Origin of the sequence: Streptosporangium sp. NBC_01469, assembly GCF_036227305.1 — a bacterium.
In the GTDB taxonomy this organism is placed as follows: Bacteria; Actinomycetota; Actinomycetes; order Streptosporangiales; family Streptosporangiaceae; genus Streptosporangium.
Genome location: NZ_CP109465.1, coordinates 8,758,254 through 8,778,976, shown reverse-complemented (window position 1 = coordinate 8,778,976; position 20,723 = coordinate 8,758,254). Strand labels below are relative to the sequence as shown.

Here is a 20,723-nt window from a genome sequence, read left to right as displayed (position 1 = left end):
AGCGTTCCGGCCCCCGCCCGCCGGTCTTTACCGCCCCTCGCGACAGTTGGAGGACTCCGGTATGAACCGGGCGGTCAGGGGGTGCGGCGCAGGGGCGGGCGGTGGGCCCAGGTGGCCCAGCGCCAGAGCCATTCCAGCGGGCCCTGGCGGTAGCGGCGCAGCCAGAGCGTGGAGACCAGCAACTGGGGGACGAGAACGGCTCCCGCGATCAGGAGCACCGTCGCCGACGACCAGCCGTCCGGCGCGCTGCCGATGAGGCGGGCGGTCACCAGGACGAGGAGCGTGGCGGACAGGTAGTTGGTCAGCGCCATCCGGCCCAGCGGCGCGAAGACCTTCTGCAGCACCGGCCGGAGCGGCGTTCTGAGCAGGAGCAGCAGGGCGCACACGTACGCGCCCGCGATCAGCAACCCGGCGAGGCCGAACCAGGTGTTGAAGTGGGGGGCGTCCATCCGCGTTTCGATCTGCAGCCATACAGCGGGCACCGCCCCCGCCGCGAAGAGCAGGCCCAGCGTGGCCGGCACCCGGGTGGATCGCTCGATCCGGTCGATCACCCCGTACCGGGTCAGCGCCGAGCCCAGCAGGAACAGTCCGGGCACCAGGGGAATACCGTTGCTGCCGAGGACCAGCGGCGTCACGATGAGGACGGCGGCGAGCCCCGCGACGGCCCGGCGCGGCAGCCAGGTCGAGGGCAGCAGCACCACCAGGCCGACGACGGCGTAGATGGTGAGGATGTCGCCCCGCCACAGCAGGAACATGTGCGCCAGGCCCACGGCGAGCAGGACCAGGAGCCGCCGCAGCAGGAGCACCCGCGGACGGGGCGCGCGCTCCGTGGCGGAGTTCAGCAGCAGCGAGAAACCGACGCCGAACAGCAGGGAGAAGATCGGGAAGAAGCGCTGGTCGACGAAGAGCCCCAGCCAGGCCAGCCCGTCGTTCTCCGGGCCCACCCCCACCACGGCCTGGTTGACCTGCGCGGTGTGGAGCATGTGGGCGATCGGTTTGACGTTGGCCAGCAGGATTCCGCACAGGGCGAACCCACGTAGTACGTCGAGCGCGGCGACGCGTGGTCGGCCGGAGAAAGTCGTCGTGGACTGCCCCGCTCCGGTGGTCTCCGGCGTCGGGGGGAGGTCAAGTGGCATGGGACCTCATCCTGCGGACCCCGGCCCGCTCCCACATCGGCGGAAAGCAGGGGAGGGACAGTACTTTCGGCCGGTACAGGCCGGTGGGGTGCCTCCCATAGCCTGGCGTCGTGCCTGTTCCCGATCGGCTCAAGGTGGCGGCTGACGCCGGGCTCGGCGCCGTGTTCGCGGTGGCCGTGGCCTTCCAGGCGTACCAGGTCGCCGACAGCTGGGGCGCCGAGTACTGGCCGTTCGGCGCGACGGTCGCCGTCTGGGTGTGCGCGCTCGCCCTGGTACGCCGCCGCAGCCCGCTGTGGACCACCGTCGCCGGTCTGACCGTGGCCGCGCTCGCCATCCTCGTCACCCGCCTCGTCCACCTGCCCGCCGAACCCAGCCCCGCCACGTCCCTGGGGGTGGCGGTACTCGTCGGCTCCGCGGTCAGGACGCTGCCCGTCCGCACGGCCTGCGCGGTGGCCGCCGCGGGACTGGCCGTGGTGGCGGGCGGCCTCCTCGTCAATCCCGGCTCGGCCGTGCCGGTGGTGAGCGGTCTGTTCTGGCTCGTCGCCCTGATGCTCGGGGTCGGCCTCCGGCTGCTCGCCGCCCGCCACCGTGCCGTCGTCGAGCGGGTACGACGTGCCGAACGCCTTGAGCTGGCCAGGGAACTGCACGACGTCGTCGCCCACCACGTCACCAGCATCGTGCTCCAGGCCCAGGCCGCCCAGCTCGTCACCGCCAGGCATCCGGAGAAGGCGGCCGGATCCCTCGCCGACATCGAGACCGCGGGCTCGGAGGCCCTGGCCGCCACCCGCCGCGCGGTCGGCCTCCTGCGCGACGCCGCTCCCGCCGCCGAGGGCCACGAACGGCTCGGTGAGCTGATCGAGGGCTTCGAGAGCCACGGCCGCCGGGCGCACCTGCGGCTGGACGCCGAGCCGTCCAGCTGGCCGCCTGAGGTGAGCAGCACCGTGTACCGGATCGTGCGGGAGGCGCTGACCAACGTCTCCCGGCACGCCCCGCACGCCCGCGAGGTCACCGTCCGCGTCACCCAGCACGAGAGGACCGTCACGGTCGAGGTCGAGGACGACGCCCCGCGGACACCCGCCCGCCGCTACCGCCGTGCCGGGTACGGCCTCATCGGAATGCGCGAACGTCTCGAAGCCCTCGGCGGCACCCTGACCACCGGCCCGCGCCCCGGCTCCGGCTGGTCCGTCCGCGCCACCATCCCCACCGGCGAACACCGATGACGCCGCCCGCACCGGTCAGGGAGCGACGATGACGAACGACGCCGCCCGCGCCCGTCAGGCAGCACCGATGACGAACGATGCCGCCTCTCCCGCGCCCGTCAGAAAGCGACGATGCCGGATGACGTCGCCCGTGCCCCTCAGGGAGCGACGATGACCATCCGGGTGCTTCTGGCCGACGACCAGGCGATGATCCGGGCCAGCCTGCGGATCATTCTCGAAGACCAGCCCGACATCACCGTGGTCGCCGAGGCGAGCGACGGTGTCGAGGCGATCGAGCAGGCCCGCAGGACGCGCCCGGACGTGTGCCTGGTGGACATCCAGATGCCCCGCCTCGACGGGATCGAGGTCGCCCGCGCGCTGGCCGAGGCCCCGCCCAGGGTGGTCATGGTCACCACGTTCGACCTGGACGAGTACGTCTACGGCGCGCTGCGCTGCGGCGCGGCCGGATTCGTGCTGAAGGACGCGGGTCCCAGCCTGCTGGTCGAGGCCGTACGGGCCGCGTACACGGGGGACGCGCTCATCTCACCGTCCATCACGCTGCGACTGCTGCGCCACCTCGCCGACCGCGGAACCCGGACCAAGGCCCGCGTACCCGCACAGCCCCTGACTACCAGGGAGACCGAGATCGTCCAGGCGATCGGCAGGGGACGCACCAACCAGGAGATCGCCGATCAGCTGTTCATCTCGCTGAGCACGGTCAAGGGGTACGTGTCGGGCATCATGACCAAGCTCGGCCTGCGCAACCGGGTCGAGATCGTGGCCTGGGCCTGGGAGAGCGGCATGACGAACCCGGGATACCCGGGATAACGGCCGGAGACACCAGGTGCCCCCGGAGGGCGATCCGGTAACCGGTGGGCATCGGATGCGGTGATATCGGCGACATGCCGGATCAATCATCGGGTAGGCATGCCCTATGTCTTCTTCGCGGTACGAAGGGTGGTTGCTGGCCGGACGGTACCGTCTCGTGGCCGGGCTGGGCAGAGGCGGCATGGCGACGGTGTGGCGTGCCCGTGACGAGCTCCTCGGCCGTGGGGTGGCGGTCAAGGAGGTCGTGCTCCCGGATCACGCCGGGCCGGAACGCGAGGTCCTGCTGGAGCGCACCATGCGGGAGGCGCGCCTCGCCGCGCGGCTGAGCCACCCCAACATCGCCGCGGTGTACGACGTGGTGCGGGCCGACGACCGCCTGTGGATCGTGATGCAGCTCGTACGCTCACGAAACCTCGCCGAGGTGATCGCCGAGGAGGGACCGCTGCCCGCGCCTGCCATCGCGCGCGTCGGGCTTGAGGTGCTGTCGGCGCTGGAGGCCGCCCACGCGGCCGGAGTCATGCACCGCGACGTCAAACCCGCCAACATCCTGCTCACCGATGACGGGCACGCGATCCTGACCGACTTCGGGCTGGCCACCGCCGTCGACGAGGATGTGTCCCTCACCAGGACGGGGATGGTGGTGGGCACGCCCGCCTACATCGCCCCCGAGCGCGCCGGCGGTGTCGCGTCGAGTGCGGAAAGCGACCTGTGGTCCTTCGGGGCCACCCTGTACGCCGCCGCGGAGGGCCGCTCCGCGTTCGGGCGCAGCACCGCACTGGCCACCCTCGCCGCCGTACTGACGGCCGACCCCGAACCGTTCCGGCACGCCGGGCCACTGGCACCCGTCATCACCGGCCTGCTCGACAAGGATCCCGCCCGGCGCACCGACGTCGCCCGTGCCCGGAGACAGCTGGGGGACGTGGCCGCGCTGTGGGAGCGGGGCGCGGACAGCACCGCGGCGCCCTTCCTCGCCACCCGCGTCGCGGCCCCGCCCGTCGACCGGAATCCCACCGGTCCCACCGGTCTCTCCGAGGTTGACGGCCGTTCCACGGGTCGGCGTTTTCACGAAGACGCCAACCGTCGTTTCGCGGGTCATCTCCCTCGTGAGGACGCCGATCGTCGTCTCACGGATCGCCACCCTCGTGAGGAGGTCGGGCCCACCTCGACACGTCAGCGGGTCACCAAACGTCGGCGCCTGTCAGCCGGTGTCGCGGTTCTGACCGTCGCCGTTCTCGCCGCCGCCGTCACCGCCGAACGGCGAGGTGGCGGGTCGGGCCCACCGGAGCGGGTCGCTCCTTCCGGGGGCGTTCCCGTCACGGCGCCACAGCCCACCCGTACCCCCGAGACGCGGCAGGTGCTCGACGAGGGGCACCTCGACGCCACACCTCGCCGCGGTGGGCGGGCCGATGCCGCTCCCGCGCCGACGGCCGCCGAATCCTCCGGGACCGGTGAGAAGGAGGCCAACCCCAACTCCAACAGGTACAAGACCAAGGACAAGAACAAGGGGTACAAGCCGACGCAGCGCGGCAACGGCCGGGGAAACAGTAAGAACCATTAGCCGCGCCCGCTGAGCGGCGCCGTTTCGCGGCCGAGGCACTGGCCTGCCCGCCTTCCGGCGTGGCGCTGACGGCGTCCGTCGTCCGGGAGAGGGGCCGACCCGTCCGCCTTCCGGGGCGGCGCCGACTCGTTCGCCTTTCGGGGGAGGGATCGACCTGTTCGCCTTCCGGGGCGGCGCGGGCTCGTTCGCCTTTCGGGGGAGGGGTCGACCTGTTCGCCGTCTGGGGCGGCACCGACTCGTTCGCCTTTCAGGGGAGGGGCCGATCCGTTCGCCGTCCGGGGCGACAGGGAACCTGCTGGTGGGCACGCCCGTGACGTGTCATGCTCCCGCCGGACCGCGACGCGGCGCGGCCCCTCGTGAATATGGATCGGGGTTGCGCCGAACTACTCGTGTCCGACGTACCCCTCCGAAGGAACAGCGTGCATGTCAGCTCCCCCTCAAGGCTCGGCGCCTCCGATGGAGGTCACCGACGCCTGCCTGATCGAGCAATCGTGGCGTCACCCCGAACGGTTCGGCGCCCTCTTCGATCGCTATTTCGACATCATCCACCGCTACGTGCACATGCGCCTGGGCGAGTCGGCCGCGGACGACATCGCCGCGGAGACCTTCCTGCGCGCCTTTCGCGGCCGACGGAGCTATGACGTCGACCGCCCCAGTGCCCGCGCCTGGCTGTACGGCATCGCCTCCAACCTGGTCGCCGATCACCGGCGCGGCGAGGCCCGGAGGTATCGGGCCCTGGCCAGAAGCGCCGAGCCCCAGGACGTCGCGAGTCATGACGACCGCGTGGCCCAACGCGTGTCCGCGGAGATCATGCAGCCGCGACTGGCCTCAGGCCTGGCCCGGCTCTCGGCCGGAGACCGGGATGTCCTGATGCTGGTCGCGTGCGCCCAGCTCAGCTACGAGGAGGTGGCCGACGCCCTCGGCATCCCTCGGGGAACGGTTGGCTCACGTCTCAACCGCGCCCGCAAGAAGCTCCGCAAGATCATCGGTCCCTATGAGGAGGCGCTGTGATGAACGATCTCCAGACGATCAAGGCTCACCACGACGGCCTGCCGGGGCCCGCTCCCCAGGTCGCCGCACGGGCGTGGGACCGGCTGACGGCCGAGGCCGAGGCCGAGCGGGCCGGTGGCGCTCCTCACGAGCCGGGTCCGTCGCGTCCTCGCCGCCTACACGGTCTTGGCCGTGGCCGCGTCGCGCTCAGGGCCGTCGCCGTCGCGGGGCTCGCGGCGGCGGTGACCGCGGGCGTGATCGTGGTGGGCGGAGACGACGGCTCGTCCCCGTTCGGGGCCCGACCGGCGAACGCCGCGGAGCTCCTTCGGTATGCGGCCGTGGTGGCGGCGGGAGAGGACCCGAAGCCTCGGCCGGACCAGTTCCTCTATGTCGACCGTAAGGACGTCACGTGGACCTTCGGCTTCGGCCGAGGTGACGGGAGGTACGAGTACGCGCAGGATGTTCGCCGTGAGGTGTGGGTCCCCGCCGCCGACCCCGGCAAGGCCCTGGCGCGCTCCACGTTCGGAAAGAAGCACACGATCAGGGGCCGGAGCCTGGTGCCCGGGGAGGTCCCCGGAACGGTGGAGTACCAGCGTGCCGGTCAGTGTCACATGGACGTTACCCGCGCGCCGTCGAAGAGTGCCGGAGACCTTCCCACCGACCCCGACCTGCTTCTCACGCACGTCCGTGAGGAGGCGGAGGCGGTGGTCCGCGCCGAGAAGCCCGCACCGGGAGAGGCTCCCGCGAGCGGCGACCAGATCAACCGCCGGATCGAGAGGACCGTCGTGATGAAGCTCATCCTCCTGCTTGAGAATCCCTTCACCTCCTCCCAGACTCGCGCCGTGGTCTTCGGCGCCCTGTCGAGGTTGCCCACCGCGACCATGGTCCCCGAGCTCACCGATCCGGCGGGCCGCCGCGGCCTGGGGGTCTCGATCAGCTATCAGGGCCCTGACGGCCTGGAACGAGAGGAACTCGTCTTCGAGCCCGAGACATACAAATTCCTCGGCTGGCAGAGCTGGATGAAAAGGACGGGAGGGCTCGGGGGTACCGGGGAGGTCATGCGCGGCGGCACGGCGATCATGACGGTCAAGGTCGTCGATTCCATGCCGGAGGTTCCCAAGGACGCCAAGACGCCGACGTACTGTTAGCCGTCGGCGGCCCTTGGTCACCGGCATCCTGACCGGTGAGGCTCGCCGAACTCGCGTCCCTTTCGATGCCCCGCCCCCGCGTCCGCGACGTCCGGACGCGGGGGACACCGGTCGTGCGGCCCGCGCGCCGCGGGCACACGGCGGGGCTCCGGTGGTGAGCGACGACCACCGGAGCCCCGGGCGTGTGCGTTCCGCGCACCGTGAATATGGGTCTCGACGAGATCGGGTGACTGTTCTAGCGTGAGGGGCGCCCACCCCCCCTTCGGCGTTTGGAACGTTCCATGGTGACTCAGGTGACCCTCGACGACACCGATTACGGTGAGAACCAGTCCCGCGACGCGTGGTTGATGCGTGAGGGGGGTGAGATCACGGCGCGGCGCAACATCGCCACCTTCCACCTCGTCCCGCGGCCCAACCTGTCCGGCCAGGCGAAGAAGGCGAAAGCCATGTACATCACCGGGGTGAGCACCGGCATCGGCACCTACGTGGAGGTGGGCTCCAAGGTGGTGAGCGAGGTGCGCATCAACCTCAGCCACTCGGAACACCGGGTGATCGAGGACACGGACAACGGCATCAGGAAGCTCATCGCCGACAAGGTCTACCCCGGCGAGTACGTCATCGACTGGATCTACACCGAACGCCCCGCCTGCCCGGACGCGTGGGCGAAAGGCAAGAAGGTGCACGACGGATGCCTGAGTGAGATCGAGAAGCTCGAAAGATTTCAGAAGGAGCGGGTCCACGACGTCGGCCCCAAGGGTTTCGAGCCCTACGGGTCCCGCACCGACCTCGGCATCGTCGTCTACAGCTCGTTCTCCTCGGCCGCCGAGATCAAGATCGCCCACCGGTTCGCCGCGATCAGGCGAAGCGCCGTTCTGGCGCTGGCGAGCAGACTCACCAAGCTTTACCGGAAGGACTACGAGATGGACACCTCCGAGGAGTACGACCTCGTGCTGTACGACAAGGGGTACGGCGAGCAGGCGAAGGCAGTCGCCGAAGAGAGTCTGGCGACCTGGCACGACTACACGTTCACCCCGAAACAGCACGCCGCGTTCGCCGAGGAACTGCAGAAGCACGCCGACGAGATCTACTTGAAGGAGAAGGAGAAGGCGAGCTGACGGCTCCGCCGGTGGCCACCGGCGGGTGTCGAAGCGCGCGCCCGGCCGGGGTGCCGGTGTCCGGTGTTCACCGCCGTCGTGTGAGTGGTGTGTGTCCGAGAGACGACGTGTGTGGTGTGCGCCCGGGAGACGCTCTCGAACCGGAACCGGGGCCGGACCCCGCGCCCGCGAGGGGCCCGGCCTCGACGGCTCGGAGTGGTCAGCCGAACTCGCCGTTCTTGACGCCGCCGATGAAGGCGGTCCACTCGGTGGCGGTGAAGACGAGTGCGAGGCCGGTGGTGTCCTTGCTGTCGCGGACGGCCCGGCGTCCGCCGGACAGCCCGGCGACCTCGACGCATTCGCCGCCGTTGCTTGACGAGCGGGTGGACTTGACCCACGTCGCCTCTGCCAGTTCCCGGTTCAGGTCCATTTCTTGGTCGTCTCCTTGATCAGCTTCAGTGACTCGCGCTGGGACAGCGCCTCGACGCGGATCGCCTCGTACCGCAATGCTAGAGCGGCGACCTCGTCGGGGCGATCGGTTACCTGACCCGCACCGGCCGAATCGAGGTAGGCCGCGTTGACCACGCCCCTGCGCGCGTGCGCGAGGACGAAGCCTCCGCCGAGGCCGGTCGTCGCGCGGGCGTCGAAGGGGAGGATCTGGATCGCGACGTCGGGGCGCTCGCCGACCTCGGCGAGGTGGCGGAGCTGCGCCGCCATCACGCCGTCCTCGCCGACGGGACGGAGCAGGACGCCCTCGTCGAAAACCGCCCAGAGCATGGGGCGGTTCGCCCGGTCGAGGATGGCCTGGCGTTCCATCCGGGCCGTCACGTACTCCTCCAGCTGCTCGGGGGCGATGCGGGGCTCGCCCCGCAGGATCGCCTCGGCGTAGGCGCGGGTCTGGAGCAGGCCCGGAACGACGAGGGGGTGCCAGGCCCGCAGGGTCTCGGCCTCCCGCTCGATCTCGATCCAGGGCCTGAACCAGTCGGGCAGCTGGCTGCCCACGTGGCTGACGAGATCCCACAGGTTCGTCAGGGCGCCGTCGAGCTTCAGGACCTTGTCGATCTTCTCGGTCATCTCCCGGGGAGCCTTCCGATGGGTGAGCTCCACCATGCTCACCAGGCTGACCGACCACCCGATGCGGTCGGCCAGTTCCTTTTGACTGAGTCCTGCCTCTTTGCGACGCCTGCGGAATTCTGCGGCGAAGTATTCCTTTGGGGAGACGGTGGAGCTAATGCCCGGGGGGATGGTCATTTCTGTCCTCTCGTGAATACACACCCGGCTCCACACATCCGTGTAGTGACCGTGCGTTCGGAGTCACTACCGACAGTAGTGGTTGTTTGGGATTCTTGGAATACTCAGCGGGTGGTCGCCTGGACTCGGGTCAATGAGGCGAGGAAGCCCGGAAGGCGCACCTGCGGGTTGGGCGAAAGGGCATTCACCATGCAACCGGCCAGAAAGCTGGGGGAGATCTTCCTGCGGAGAGAACCCGAATCAGTTTCGAGTGCACGCGCGATGGTGCGGGATCTCCTCGGTGTCCAGCACCCCGCCTACGAGCAGGTGCGGCTGGCCGTCTCCGAAATCACCACGAACGCCGTCGAACACTCCACTCCCGGCCCGGTGGGAGACCTGGTCATGGTCGCCCTGAAGGTGGTCAACGACTTCATATACGTGGAGGTCACCGACCCCGGTTCCGCGTCCAGTAAGCCACAGCTCCGGGACGGCCCGTCCCCGGACGCGGAGGACGGGCGAGGATTGTTCATCGTCGACGAACTCTCGTCGGGAAACTGGGGCGTCCGCGACTTCGGGGCGGTTGGCCGTACGGTGTGGTGCGCCATTCCGGCCGAACCCGCGACCCCCGTGGAGGAGGCCGCCATTATCACCGTACGGCCGGAATAGCGGGCGCGGCGTCCCGCGATATCCGCCAATCAGCAGAAAATCTGACTCCCACACTCCACAAGCATGGCGTGTAGTCCTTACGCGTTTTTGTCACCCGTCCACGTAGAGGCAGAACGGGTGCCCGGCGGGATCAAGGAGCACCCGGACGTCCTTCTGCGGCTGGTGGGCGGCGACCGTCGCACCCGTCTCGACCGCGTGGGCGACCGCGCCGTCAAGGTCGCCGACCTCAAGGTCGAGGTGCATCATCATCTGCTGGGAGCCGTCGGCGGGCGGCCAGACCGGGCGTACGTAGTCCGGTGACGTCTGGAAACCCAGGTAGGTGACCCCCTCGGCCGGTGCGATCGTGACCCAGCCGGGCTCATCCTTGGTGATCTTCCAGTCGAGAAGGCGTACGTAGAACCGCGCGAGCTCCTGCGCGTCGGGTGCGTCGAGCACCACACCCCAGTAGTGTGAATTCGTTCGTCCGAGCATGGCCGCATCCTGCCCGAAAAGACGCCCGGATCACCCTCGGATCACCCCGCTTGGCGACCGTCAGCCTGGCACGAACGGCCTCGGCCCGAGCGGCCGGTTCCTCGCGCGTCTCGGCACCGGCCTGGTGTGCGGGAGGCGCGCTTGGTCGTCATCGGAGTCCACGCACGCGGCCGAGAACGGCGGGACATGCTGGACAGGGCGTCAGAGGTCGAGGACGAGGTCCTCGCGGGGTTGCGAGCAGCAGATCAGCGCGTTGCCGTCGGCGGGAGCGTCCACCGGCTCCGGCGAGTAGCCGATCGCGCCGGACAGCAGACCGCTCTCGCAGGTGTGGCAGACCCCGGTACGGCACGACCAGCGGGCCGGCACATCGCACGCCTCCGCGAGTTCGAGCAGGCTCTCGTAGGCGGGGTTCCAGGGGACGGTGAGGCCGCTGCGCGCGAACGTGACGGCGGGCCCGGCTCCCGGCGCGCCGAGGGGCGGGTGCGGGGGGCGGGCGGCTACCGGGGTCACTCCCGGCGTCAGCGCCGCCTGCGCGCCGAAGACTTCCGTGTGGACGCTCGCGGGGGCGAGTTCGGAGGCGACGAGAGCGGGCGGCAGATCGCGCATGAAGGCGGGAGGACCGCAAAGGTAGGCATCGGCGGCGTGCGGGACGCCGAGGCGGCCGAGCAGTTCGACCGACAGCCGTCCCGCCGTGCCGTAGTCGACTCCCTGACGGTCGCCGGGCGCGGGGCGGCTGTAGCAGACGTACTCGTGCGCGTTGGGAAGCAGAGCGCGAAGGCCGCCGCTCTCCGCGGCGAACGGGTGTTCCGTGCCGTCGCGCGTGCCGTACAGCCACCACACCTCGCGGGTCGAGCGGGCGGCGGCGAGGGCGTGCAACATGGCGAGGACGGGGGTCGCGCCGATGCCCGCCGAGAGCAGCAGGACCGGAGCCTCGCCTTCTTCCAGGGTGAACGTGCCGCGCGGCGCCGCCACTTCGAGAAGGTCGCCGACACGCAGGTGAGTGCGGAGATAGGTGCTGGCGACGCCCCTGGGCTCCTGCTTGACACTGATCCGGTAGCGACCGGCGTCAGGAGGGCCGGACAGCGAGTAGCTGCGGATGACCGGTGGGCCGCCGCTCTCGGGGCGCAGCCGTACGGTGAGGAACTGGCCTGGCAGGGCGGCGGGCAGCGGCTCCGGGTCGGTGGCCTCCAGGGTCAGCGAGAACACGCTGCGGCTCTCGGCGTCGATCCGGGTGATCCGCAACGGCCGGAACCCCGGCCAGGCGGGCGGCGGCCCGGCCGCGGCGGGTGCCAGCCCCGCATTCCCCGCCGATCCCTTCTTCGCGCCCCTGTCATCAGGCCGGTCGAGCAGGGCACGCAGGGACGCCCGCCAGCCTTCGCTCAGTGCGGGGATGCGCAGCGCCCGCTCCAGCCGGTCGCGGGGGTGCCCCGGCAGGTAGAGCAGGGCGTCGATCTCCGCGACGGACATCGCCTCCGGGCCGGAGGCGACCTTGACGATCTCGTCGCCCGCCTCCACCCGCCCTTCGGTGATCACCCGGAAGTAGAACCCGGGACGCCGGTGGGACACCAGCAGGGCCGCCATCCGCGGCTCGTTCATCCGCAGGCCTACCCGGTAGCAGGTGACCCGGGGCTGGGTGACCTCGAACACCGCCTCCCCGACGCGGTAGCGGTCGCCGACGCACACCTCGTCGTCGGGCAGCCCGTCGACCGTGAAGTTCTCCCCGAACTGCCCGTAGACAAAGTCATCGCGGCCCAATTCCTCCTGCCAGTACCGGTAGGAGTCGATCTGGTAGACCAACACCGCGCGATGCTCGCCGCCGTGCCCCTGAAGGTCTCCCTGGCCGTCCCCGTCGATGTTCAGACGGCGTACCGTGCGCGGCCCGGTCACGGACCGCTTCCACACGCCGGTGTGCACCGTCGCGCCGTGCCAAGGAACGTCCTTGGGCAGGCCGACGTTGATCGACAGGAGCGTCGCCACGTGTCTTCCCCCTCACCACGAGGCACCCGGCTCCCTTGCAGGATAGCTCGTTCTCGCAGGTCAGCCGGGATCTCGCGGCGCGATGTAAGCGACGGGAGAGTCCTGTCGGCATCGCGGGACTTCTGCTGCCGGCCGGGCATGAGACGACCTCGAACATGCTCGGCCTGGGCACCCTGGCCCTGCTGCGACGCGGGCAGGGCAAGCGCCGTCACGGGCTGGCCGGCCCGGCGCGTGTCTGCTGCTCGTCCACGGCCCGGAGGATGCCGAGCCGGGACCATTTACGTCCGGCCCCGGCCCAACTTCAGGTGCAAGTGGACTCCTGTTCCCACCAGGAAACCGCTTACGTGCCCGTCCAAAACGCCAACCACGGAAGGGTCTCGAAATGGCGGCACGTAACACCATGCGGCGTGAGGAGAACTCCCCTGAGCCGCCCCGCCTGTCCCAGCACTGGGTGATCGTCCTCGGTGTCAGTTCCCTCGTGGGCGTGTTCCTGTCGCTCGCCGTGGGGATTCCCACGGCACTGGTCATCGCCGCGTTCCTGCACGAGGTGATGGACTGACCCTGCGCTGTCAGTGCACCTAGGGCTTCCTGTCGGGCAAGGCGGCATACCACGTGCCGTCATGTTCCGGTCCGGGCAGCCATGCCGGAGGATCGGCCAAGCCGAGCGCCTCCTCAGCCCACGCCAGCATGTACGCGTCCGTGGCCGCACGCGGCCGGGGTGCCCGGACGACCTCGCCCAGCAGGATCCAGCCGCGGTCGGGGAAGAGAGCGTACTGCTGGATGAGCAGGTCACCGGTGGTGTGCCAGCCGTCCTCCTCGATTTCCTTCCAGGGCAGCAGCCGCGTCCGCAGCAGGCTGGTGGCCCAGGCTCTCGCATGGTGGGAGCTCAGCGTGCGTGGAGCACGGCCGAGGAGGGTGCCCGCGATCATGGTCCCTTGGCCGAACCACACGGCTTGGCGACCCGTGTCCGGCGGAACGGTCTGCCTGCCAACGGGCGAGAAACCGGAGATCTGCGTGTCGGCATGCCGGATGTCGGCCACGGCAGTCGAGCCCCGCGCGCCGACTGCCGAGATGGAGACTTGGGTGTCGGCCGTGTGGAGATCATCACCTGAGATCACGCCCCCAGGATAATGACGCACTGTTTCAACTTCCTCGGGGTTGAGGAACCGGCAGAAGATCGTTATCGAGAATAACGATCTTGCTGGGGGCGCCGAAGAGCCGAGCGGGATGTGGGGGATAGCTGCTGGTCAGCCGCGGCCAGGCCCGCGAACGCGTTCGGCCCGATCTACCGGATGGTCGATACCAGCGCCGGCCACCGCTGCACCGCCTCGGCGTCATCCGGGGTCCTTTCCGACGGCCACGACCACGCCCGGCTGACCTACACCTACCGCGATCAAACACGGCCCGGCGTGGCCGAAGCCGACATGCACGATCATGACGGGACGGCCGAGGTCGTCCTCGATGCACTGACCGGGCGGCTCACAGGGCGCTACTTCGACTTCCGAGGTCGGCAAGGAACCCTGTCCCTCACTCGGACGACGGCCACGGAACCGCCCCGGTCGCCGTTTGACCGAGGCGGGGCCAGTCGTGCGATTGGCCCCGCCTCGTCCTGCACGGCTTGTCTCATCGCATTGAGCGGCGGACCTTCATCGTGCTCATCTGAGGCCGATGGCCGCCAGAGCGAAGACGGCGCGAAGGAAGGAGTGTCGGCGTCTTGCGGCTGCCCGGGGGAGGTGTCGAAGACCGCGGGCGCGGGGGGGCGTTACGGTGCGGGGATCTCGCGGACCAGCTTCGAGGTCCAGGGGCACCAGACCAGGCCGGGCAGGAACGGACCGCCGGCCTCGTCGAGGTGGTCTTCGACGTAGGGGAGGGTGGCGTCGCACACCTCGATGGCGTAGTCGAAGAAGTCGATCGTGTCGGGGTTGTAGTGGAAGCTCCACAGGGGGTTGTAGGGGGCGGGCCGCTTGAGGATCCTGCCGACGACGTGGGGCTTTTCGGTGGTGGCGCCGCTCAGCAGGTCTCGGGCGTGCTGGATCTTGGCGGGGTCGGTGAGTTTGAGGACGGCGGTGGATTGGGTGACGTCGGTGAACTCGAAGTAGGCGTCCGGGGCGTTGGTGGTGTGGTGGGTCGTGTCGGCCTGCTGGGCCTCGGCGGGGGTGGTGAGGGCGAGCATCGCGACCGCTGCGAGGCTGGCGACTTTGGGGGTGATACGTCGCATGGGTGTCTCCGGTGCGTGTGGGCTGGGTCGGTTGTCCACAGCCATTCGTCACGCATTGTAATTGATTCATTACTCAGAGTGTCCAGTGGTTCACCCTGGCAATCCCCGGCCAACGCCACGACGCGATCGACGATCATCGGGGCAGCGGCTTCGCAGCTGAGGCACTCCAACGCCGTTCTTGCTTTCAGCGTTCCTGTGGGGGCGGGACATGGACGCCGAGGGCAAGATCGGCGTGTGTTCGGGCGTCGGCGGACCAGTGGGGGGCGTTCCACCGGTCGGCGATCGCGGCGGCCTGGGCGAAGTGGGCTGCGGCCTCGTCGTCGCGGCCGAGGAGGAGGGCGAGTTCGCCGAGTGTGTGGGCGACCGGACGCAGCGCCAGCGACAGGCTCTCCGCGCCGGCCGGGGGGCCTTCACGGTGGGGAAGCAGGTCCGCGTAGATCTCCTCGGCGGCGTCACGGTCGTTCAGCGCGACGATCGCCATCGCGCGCAGGCTCGTCAGGAAGGTGAAGAAGAAGTCGGGCCGGATCGGGCTCGGTGACATGCGGGCCCGGCGTGCGTCGTCGCCGCGGCCGGCGGTGTGGAGGGCGAGCGCGAGCAGGTCGGCGACCATCGGGCCGAGCGCCTCGTGGAGAGCGCGCACGTCGTCCAGGTGGTCGCCGAGCGTGCCGTCGTTCAGCCAGATCGCCGCCAGCGCGAGGCGGACGAAGCCGGTGTGCACCGATCCGGCGCTTTCCATGCGTGCGGTGGCCTCGACATAGAGGCGCTCGGTGTCGGCGAACCGGCCCTCGATGAGCACCAGGGTCGCCAGCGTGATCTCGGCGGCGCTGATCGCCTCCGTCATCCGGTAGGCGCGGGCGAGGTCGAGCGCCTCCCCGGTCACGCGGCGCATGGTCGCCGGGTCGTTGGCCGCGGCGGCGTTCGCGGCCTGGTTGAGCAGCCCGGTCACGCGGTAGACGGGCAGGTCGTGCTCGACGCCGATCTCCACCAGCTCGCGGGCGTACTCCTCCCGCCCGGGGTCGCGGGCGAGGACCAGGAGCGCCGCGGCCCGGAGGCGGGGATCGGTGGCGAGGTCGAGTGCCTCCCGCGCCACGGCCATGACCGTCGGATCGTCCTCGCCCACCAGCTCGTTGGCGTACGCGGTGAGAAGGCGGGAGCGCACGTCGGGGGCGAGACCGGTCCGCTTGAGCAGGCGGCTGAGGCGGTCGACGAGGGGACGGTCGACCGTGCCATACGTACGGGCCTGCCAGGGGGTGGACTCGGTCCAGGCGGTGAACGCGGCGATCATCAGGTCGTCGCGGCCGATCGACTCGGCGTACTCCACGGCCTGTTCGCGCGTGTGCCTGGCCGCGGCGACGGCCCCGGCCCTGATCTGCGCGCGCAGCAGCCTGCCGAGCAGGCCGACGCGCTCGTCCGGTTCGCTGGAGTTGGCGACCGCGTCGGTGAGGAGGGCAGCCGCCACGTCGTGGGCGTAGCGCGCCTCGGCCAGCTCTGCGGCCCGTACGCAATAGCCGACGGCCTTCGGTGATCCGGCTCGCGCGTAGTGATGGGCGAGCGCCGCGACGTCACCGGCGCCTTCCAGGGCGGCGGCGATCCGGGCGTGCATCCTGGCGGCCCGCAACCGGGTGACGTCGGCGACCAGCGTGTCCCTGACCAGCGCGTGGACGAACCGGACGAGGCCGGGCCCAGGCTCGTCGAGCAAGCCGGCGATGACGCCCGCGTCCAGCGCGTCCAGCACGCCGTCCTCGTCGGAGTCGGCGGCCCGCACGAGCACGTCCACCGAGCTTTGCCTGCCGGCCACCGCCGCCAGCCGCAGGACGGACACGCCGCTCTCGGGGAGCCTTGCCAGCCGGCGCCGCAGCACGTCCCGTACGCCCTCGGGGACCTCGGAGAGCGCGACCAGCGCGCCCTCGCCGGTCAGCAGCCGCGCGCTCTCCCGCACATAGAACGGGTTGCCGCCGGTCCGCTCGGCGATCCCGGCCACGGTCGCGTCGTCGGCCTCGCACTCGGCGCGTACGAGCTCCGCGACGGCGTCGCCCTTCAGTCCGGGCAGGTCCAGCCGGAGGGGCGCGGTGCGGGCGAGGACGCCGAGCGTTGCGGTGAGGCGCTCGCTTTCGTCCGCGCGATACGCCGCGACGACCAGGATCGGGGCCCGCACGCCGACGCCGCCGTCGAGCAGCTCCAGCGTGGCGGCGTCCGCCCAGTGGAGGTCGTCCAGGACGACGGCGACCGGCTGGTCGGCGGCGGCCGCCGCGAGCCAGTTCCACACGGCCTGCCGCAGCCGGAACCGCCCGGCCGCCGCGTCACCGTCCACCGGCGCGGAGTCGGAGAGCAGCGGCGCCAGGTCGGCCGCGAACTCCCCCGGAGGAACGCTCACGGCCACCTTCCGCAGCGCCTCGACCCACGCCCACGCGGGCGGCGCGCCGTCCACCTCGGGACAGCGCCCGGCGGCCACGAGCCACCCGGCCTGTCCGAGTCGCCCGCCGAGATGCTCCAGCAGCGTCGACTTGCCGAGCCCCGCCTCGCCGGTGACGAGTGCGACACGCGACCCGTCGGCGGCGGCCTCCCCGGCGGCCGCCATCAGCGCCGCGAGCTCGCCCTCCCGCCCCACGAACGTCGTCGCGCCGGGCCCGTTGTCCGCGGGCGGCGCGGTTGCCCGGGGCCGGGGCGCGTCCGCGGGGGGCGGAGGGACGGCCGCACGCAGGACGTCCGTGCGCTGGGCGAGGATCGCCTCTTCCAGAGCCACCAGGTCCGGGCCGGGGTCGAGGCCCAGCTCGTCGGCGAAGGTGGCGCGGGCGCGGCGGAGCGCGGCCAGCGCGTCGGCCTGGCGGCCGCTGCTCCACAGCGCGAGGGCGTGCATGCGCCAGCCCTCCTCGCGCAGGGGATCGTCGCGGGTGAGGCCCTCCGCCTCGGGTACCACCGCCGCGGGGTCGCCGAGCCGCAGTCCCGCCGCGATGTGCCGTTCGCGGGCGACCAGGCGCAGCTCGTTCAACCGGGCGGTCTCGGCCGCGGCCCACGGCTCGTCGGCGACCTCGGCGAACGCGGGCCCGCGCCACAGCGCCAGCGCCTCGTCCAGCCGGGCGCGGGCGGCACGGGGATCGGCGAGCGTACGGGCCTCGTCGAGCAGCTCCTCGAAGCGCCACGCGTCCACCGCCGCCGGCGGCAACCGCAGTGCGTAGCCTGGCGACGCGCTCACCAGCAGGCGGGCCGGGGCCCGCGGCGGGCGGCCGGGTTCCAGCAGGCGGCGCAGGTTCGACACGTACGCCTGCAACGACGCCAGGGCGCGCGACGGCGGTTCGCCGCGCCAGAGATCCTCGACCATCCGGTCGACCGACACGACCTGCCCGCGCGCCGCCACCAGCAGGGCCAGCACGCCGCGCTGCCGCGGTCCGCCGAGGGGAACGGGTTCGCCGCCGGCCTCGGCCGCGAACGAGCCCAACACCCGGATCAACACCATGACGTGACACATCGTACGCGCGGCCACCTCACGCGCGCCTTCCAAGTCGACTCCAAATGCCCTCCAAACCCCGCGAGCAGGCTTGAGCACATCGAACCGATGAAGGGCAGGAACAGATGAGCGTCAACACCCAGGACATGGAGATCGTCCACCGCGCCCTCCGCCGCGAGTCGCGGCTGCTGACGGAGCTCGTCGCGGCGGTCGCCCCCGGCGACACCGCTCGCGCCAAGGTGATCGCCGGCCACTTCCGCGTCTACCAGGTGGGGCTGAAGAACCACCACGAGGGCGAGGACGAGCTGCTGTGGCCGCCGCTCCTGTCCCGGGTCGATCTGGAGGCGGACATCGTCCTGCGCATGGAGGCCCAGCACGAGCGCATCGCGGCCACGCTGACCAGGCTGGACACCGCGGTCCCCGTCTGGGAGGCCACCGCCGGAGCCGACGAGCGCGACACCCTCGTGGCCGCCCTCGCCGAGCACCGCGCGGTCCTGCTCGAACACCTCGACGACGAGGAGTCCGCTCTTCTTCCGCTCGCGGCCGAGTACATCACCGAAAGGGAATGGGCCTCCTTGGGCGACCACTTGGTGGCCAACACCCCCAAACTCACCCTGCTCACCCTCTTCGGCCTCGTCCTGGAGGACGCGAACCCGGCCGAGCGCGCCACGCTCCTGTCCGGCCTCCCCGCACCGGTACGCGGCGTCTGGCACGTCATCGGCCGCCCCCGCTACGCCCGCCACATCCGCCGCGTCCGCGCGGCCTGACCCTGCCACTCCCGGCACGAACGCGAACATGACCTGACCTGACCTGACCTCGTAAGGGAGACAACCATGTCGCTCAAGACCGTCAACACCGCCCTGACCACCGCCGGCGTCCTCTTCATCCTCTACTTCGGGACGTCCTTCGTCCTGACTCCCGAGACCGTCGCGCCGGGCTTCGGCCTGCCGGGCTGGCCCTCCGGCGACGGCGACGGCTTCCTGATCCTGAAGGGCATCCGCGACATCGCGGGCGGCCTGGTCCTGGGCGTCCTGCTGCTGACCGGTCACCGCCGCGCCTTGGGCTGGGTCCTGCTGGTCGAGGCCCTCATCCCGTTCGGCGACATGACCAACGTGCTCGCCCACGACGGCTCCGCCGCCGCCGCGTTCGGCGTCCACGGCCTGACCGCGGTGCTGATGGTCGTCACCGGCCTGCTGACCCTGCGCGAGACCCGCGAGGCCACTACCGCCCCGCCGTCCGCCCCGGTCCCCGCCGTGCGTTGAGCGTGCGGTTACGCCGCTCCGCCCTCCAGGCCGAGCGTCGTGAGGTCGACATCGAGATGCGGCTCGTACGCCTCCGGGGCCAGGCCGAACTCGTGGGTGGAGTACTCGCCGAACCGCGTGATCCAGAAGAGTGGGCTGAGCGCGCGCCGGTCGGCGTCGGTGAGCCGCTCAGTCCGGGCCGGGTCCTTGAGAAGCGACTGGACCGGGATGGCGTTGACGAGCCCTTGAGCGGTGGACGGCGACGCACGTCGCCGGTGACCCACATGTTCGCCTCCGGGCGCGGGACGGCTCGCGGAGCGGGCTCAGGTGAAGGCCGTCGCACGGCGGATCCCGGCCGGCCCTGGCGTACGTCGTCACTCGCCGCGGTGGTCGCCGACGCACCAGGCGCTGTTTCCCGGTGCTCGGCTTTGGCCGTCCGAAGAGGGGCGAGACACGTCCGTGATCAAGATCGGGAAGGATTGCCCCTTTCTGTCCCGGACGATCAAGGAACCCCTATGAAGCGAATGATCGCGAGCATCTCCGCGGCCACGGCCGTCGCGCTCATGACCGGGGCACCGGCCCAGGCCGCCCCCGCCGACCCGGTCAAGGCGTTGAAGAGCCAGTTCGTCCCGGGCAAGGGGGTGAAGTTCGCCGACCTGACCACCATGATCGAAGATGGCGAGGGCAAGCCTTACCTGCGGCGTACCGGTTCCTTCCAGTTCGGCAGGGGCGGGATCGTCGCCTCCGACATCAGCTCGAAGAGCTCCGGCGCGGCCGACGAGGGCTCCACCTTGTCCGTCTCCGGGCGGACGATCCGGGTCGGCACCACGAGCTACTCCCAGGGCGGCACCTACCGCGACCAGATGCCACGAGGCAAGAGCTGGTACAAGGACCCGGACGGCATGACGGGCGGCGTGGACGGCTGGTTCAGCCAGCTGGTGAACGTCGCGGAGCCGGCGACCCTGGCGAGTTTGCTCAAGGGGGCCAAGAAGACCCGTACCACCTACAGCGGTACCACCACCTTCGGCAGGCTCGCCAAGGTCTCGCCCTGGTTCCGCGCCACATTGCCGCTGCGGTCGAGCGACAAGACCGTGGTGACGTTCAAGCTCACCGTGGACAGAAACCGCCTGCCGCAGCGCCTGACCACATCCTTCCCCGTCACCGGCATCTTCGACAGCACCGGGTGGGAGGGCAAGACGATCAGCGTCGAGACCCGCTTCACCGGCTGGGGCGCCAAGGTCTCCATCAAGGCGCCGCCCGCGAACAAGGTGACGACCAAGCTTGAGGACAGGGACGGGGTGTGACAGCGGCCGGCGGCCTGACGGTGACGCTGTCGCGTCGTCGGAGGGCTTGGGGGTATGAGCTGCGTAGGTAGGCGCACAGCACGTCGACGCAGGTCTGGCGGAGCTGACGAGTGGAGGCGTCATCGGCCGGCCCGGCCAGGGCGTGGACTCCGCCGAGCCGGATGGCCGGGGCGGGATCGCCGAGTTGGGCGACTGCGGCGGTGAAGCGGTCGGTGAGC

At 70.8% G+C, this 20,723-nt stretch carries 20 protein-coding genes; 11 read left to right on the top strand and 9 right to left on the bottom strand.

Annotation, left to right across the window (positions count from 1 at the left end; all coding sequences use genetic code 11):
* Positions 1-74 precede the first annotated feature (74 nt).
* On the bottom strand, positions 75-1,136 hold the full coding sequence (locus OG587_RS38185) for a DUF418 domain-containing protein (RefSeq protein ID WP_329083682.1): 1,062 nt from the start codon (positions 1,134-1,136) through the stop codon (positions 75-77).
* 110 nt (positions 1,137-1,246) lie between these two features.
* Between OG587_RS38185 and OG587_RS38180 the strand changes: the two genes are divergently transcribed.
* The 6 genes from OG587_RS38180 (at position 1,247) to OG587_RS38155 (ending at position 7,974) form a co-directional block, all read left to right on the top strand.
* The gene (locus tag OG587_RS38180; RefSeq protein WP_329083681.1) at positions 1,247-2,356 is read left to right on the top strand and encodes a sensor histidine kinase; all 1,110 of its coding nucleotides are present in this window, start codon (positions 1,247-1,249) and stop codon (positions 2,354-2,356) included.
* A gap of 150 nt (positions 2,357-2,506) precedes the next feature.
* Complete coding sequence (locus OG587_RS38175) at positions 2,507-3,163, top strand: response regulator transcription factor (RefSeq protein WP_329083680.1); 657 nt, start codon at positions 2,507-2,509, stop codon at positions 3,161-3,163.
* A gap of 106 nt (positions 3,164-3,269) precedes the next feature.
* Positions 3,270-4,721: a serine/threonine-protein kinase gene (locus OG587_RS38170; RefSeq protein ID WP_329083679.1), complete on the top strand. Its 1,452-nt coding sequence runs from the start codon at positions 3,270-3,272 to the stop codon at positions 4,719-4,721.
* A gap of 423 nt (positions 4,722-5,144) precedes the next feature.
* The gene (locus OG587_RS38165) at positions 5,145-5,732 is read left to right on the top strand and encodes an RNA polymerase sigma factor (RefSeq protein ID WP_329083678.1); all 588 of its coding nucleotides are present in this window, start codon (positions 5,145-5,147) and stop codon (positions 5,730-5,732) included.
* Positions 5,732-6,859, top strand: a complete 1,128-nt coding sequence (locus OG587_RS38160; protein WP_329083676.1) for a CU044_5270 family protein — start codon at positions 5,732-5,734, stop codon at positions 6,857-6,859. Before OG587_RS38165 ends, OG587_RS38160 begins: the two co-directional genes overlap by 1 nt.
* A gap of 281 nt (positions 6,860-7,140) precedes the next feature.
* A complete protein-coding gene (locus tag OG587_RS38155) occupies positions 7,141-7,974 on the top strand; it encodes a hypothetical protein (RefSeq protein WP_329083675.1) in 834 nt (277 codons plus the stop codon).
* Between the two features lie 199 nt (positions 7,975-8,173).
* Here the strand turns inward: OG587_RS38155 and OG587_RS38150 are convergent, their stop codons facing one another.
* Both OG587_RS38150 and OG587_RS38145 read right to left on the bottom strand, forming a co-directional pair.
* Entirely contained in the window at positions 8,174-8,383 is a 210-nt protein-coding gene (locus tag OG587_RS38150) for a DUF397 domain-containing protein (protein ID WP_329083674.1), read from the bottom strand.
* On the bottom strand, positions 8,374-9,204 hold the full coding sequence (locus tag OG587_RS38145) for a helix-turn-helix domain-containing protein (RefSeq protein WP_329083673.1): 831 nt from the start codon (positions 9,202-9,204) through the stop codon (positions 8,374-8,376). Before OG587_RS38145 ends, OG587_RS38150 begins: the two co-directional genes overlap by 10 nt.
* A 189-nt stretch (positions 9,205-9,393) precedes the next feature.
* On the opposite strand from OG587_RS38145, the gene OG587_RS38140 reads away from it, so the two are divergent.
* A complete protein-coding gene (locus tag OG587_RS38140; RefSeq protein WP_329083672.1) occupies positions 9,394-9,849 on the top strand; it encodes an ATP-binding protein in 456 nt (151 codons plus the stop codon).
* 90 nt (positions 9,850-9,939) lie between these two features.
* Here OG587_RS38140 and OG587_RS38135 read toward each other — a convergent pair whose 3' ends face one another.
* Positions 9,940-10,320, bottom strand: a complete 381-nt coding sequence (locus tag OG587_RS38135; RefSeq protein WP_329083671.1) for a VOC family protein — start codon at positions 10,318-10,320, stop codon at positions 9,940-9,942.
* Between the two features lie 201 nt (positions 10,321-10,521).
* On the bottom strand, positions 10,522-12,297 hold the full coding sequence (locus OG587_RS38130; protein WP_329083670.1) for an MOSC and FAD-binding oxidoreductase domain-containing protein: 1,776 nt from the start codon (positions 12,295-12,297) through the stop codon (positions 10,522-10,524).
* Positions 12,298-12,679: 382 nt separating this feature from the next.
* On the opposite strand from OG587_RS38130, the gene OG587_RS38125 reads away from it, so the two are divergent.
* The gene (locus OG587_RS38125) at positions 12,680-12,856 is read left to right on the top strand and encodes a hypothetical protein (RefSeq protein WP_329083669.1); all 177 of its coding nucleotides are present in this window, start codon (positions 12,680-12,682) and stop codon (positions 12,854-12,856) included.
* A gap of 19 nt (positions 12,857-12,875) precedes the next feature.
* Here the strand turns inward: OG587_RS38125 and OG587_RS38120 are convergent, their stop codons facing one another.
* From OG587_RS38120 to OG587_RS38110, 3 genes are all read right to left on the bottom strand, one after another.
* Positions 12,876-13,415, bottom strand: coding sequence for a hypothetical protein (locus tag OG587_RS38120; protein WP_329083668.1), 540 nt, complete (start codon positions 13,413-13,415; stop codon positions 12,876-12,878).
* Positions 13,416-14,059: 644 nt separating this feature from the next.
* The gene (locus tag OG587_RS38115; RefSeq protein ID WP_329083667.1) at positions 14,060-14,515 is read right to left on the bottom strand and encodes a BP74-related protein; all 456 of its coding nucleotides are present in this window, start codon (positions 14,513-14,515) and stop codon (positions 14,060-14,062) included.
* A 184-nt stretch (positions 14,516-14,699) separates the two neighbouring features.
* Positions 14,700-17,969 (bottom strand): BTAD domain-containing putative transcriptional regulator, encoded by a 3,270-nt coding sequence (locus OG587_RS38110; protein WP_329083666.1) that lies wholly within the window; start codon positions 17,967-17,969, stop codon positions 14,700-14,702.
* Between the two features lie 116 nt (positions 17,970-18,085).
* Here OG587_RS38110 and OG587_RS38105 point away from each other — a divergent pair, with 116 nt between their 5' ends.
* A complete protein-coding gene (locus OG587_RS38105; protein WP_329083665.1) occupies positions 18,086-18,727 on the top strand; it encodes a hemerythrin domain-containing protein in 642 nt (213 codons plus the stop codon).
* 66 nt (positions 18,728-18,793) lie between these two features.
* Positions 18,794-19,222, top strand: coding sequence for a DUF4267 domain-containing protein (locus tag OG587_RS38100; RefSeq protein ID WP_329083664.1), 429 nt, complete (start codon positions 18,794-18,796; stop codon positions 19,220-19,222).
* An 8-nt stretch (positions 19,223-19,230) separates the two neighbouring features.
* Here OG587_RS38100 and OG587_RS38095 read toward each other — a convergent pair whose 3' ends face one another.
* Positions 19,231-19,485, bottom strand: coding sequence for a hypothetical protein (locus OG587_RS38095; RefSeq protein ID WP_329083663.1), 255 nt, complete (start codon positions 19,483-19,485; stop codon positions 19,231-19,233).
* A gap of 231 nt (positions 19,486-19,716) precedes the next feature.
* Here OG587_RS38095 and OG587_RS38090 point away from each other — a divergent pair, with 231 nt between their 5' ends.
* Positions 19,717-20,505 (top strand): hypothetical protein, encoded by a 789-nt coding sequence (locus OG587_RS38090; protein ID WP_329083662.1) that lies wholly within the window; start codon positions 19,717-19,719, stop codon positions 20,503-20,505.
* Positions 20,506-20,723 lie beyond the last annotated feature (218 nt).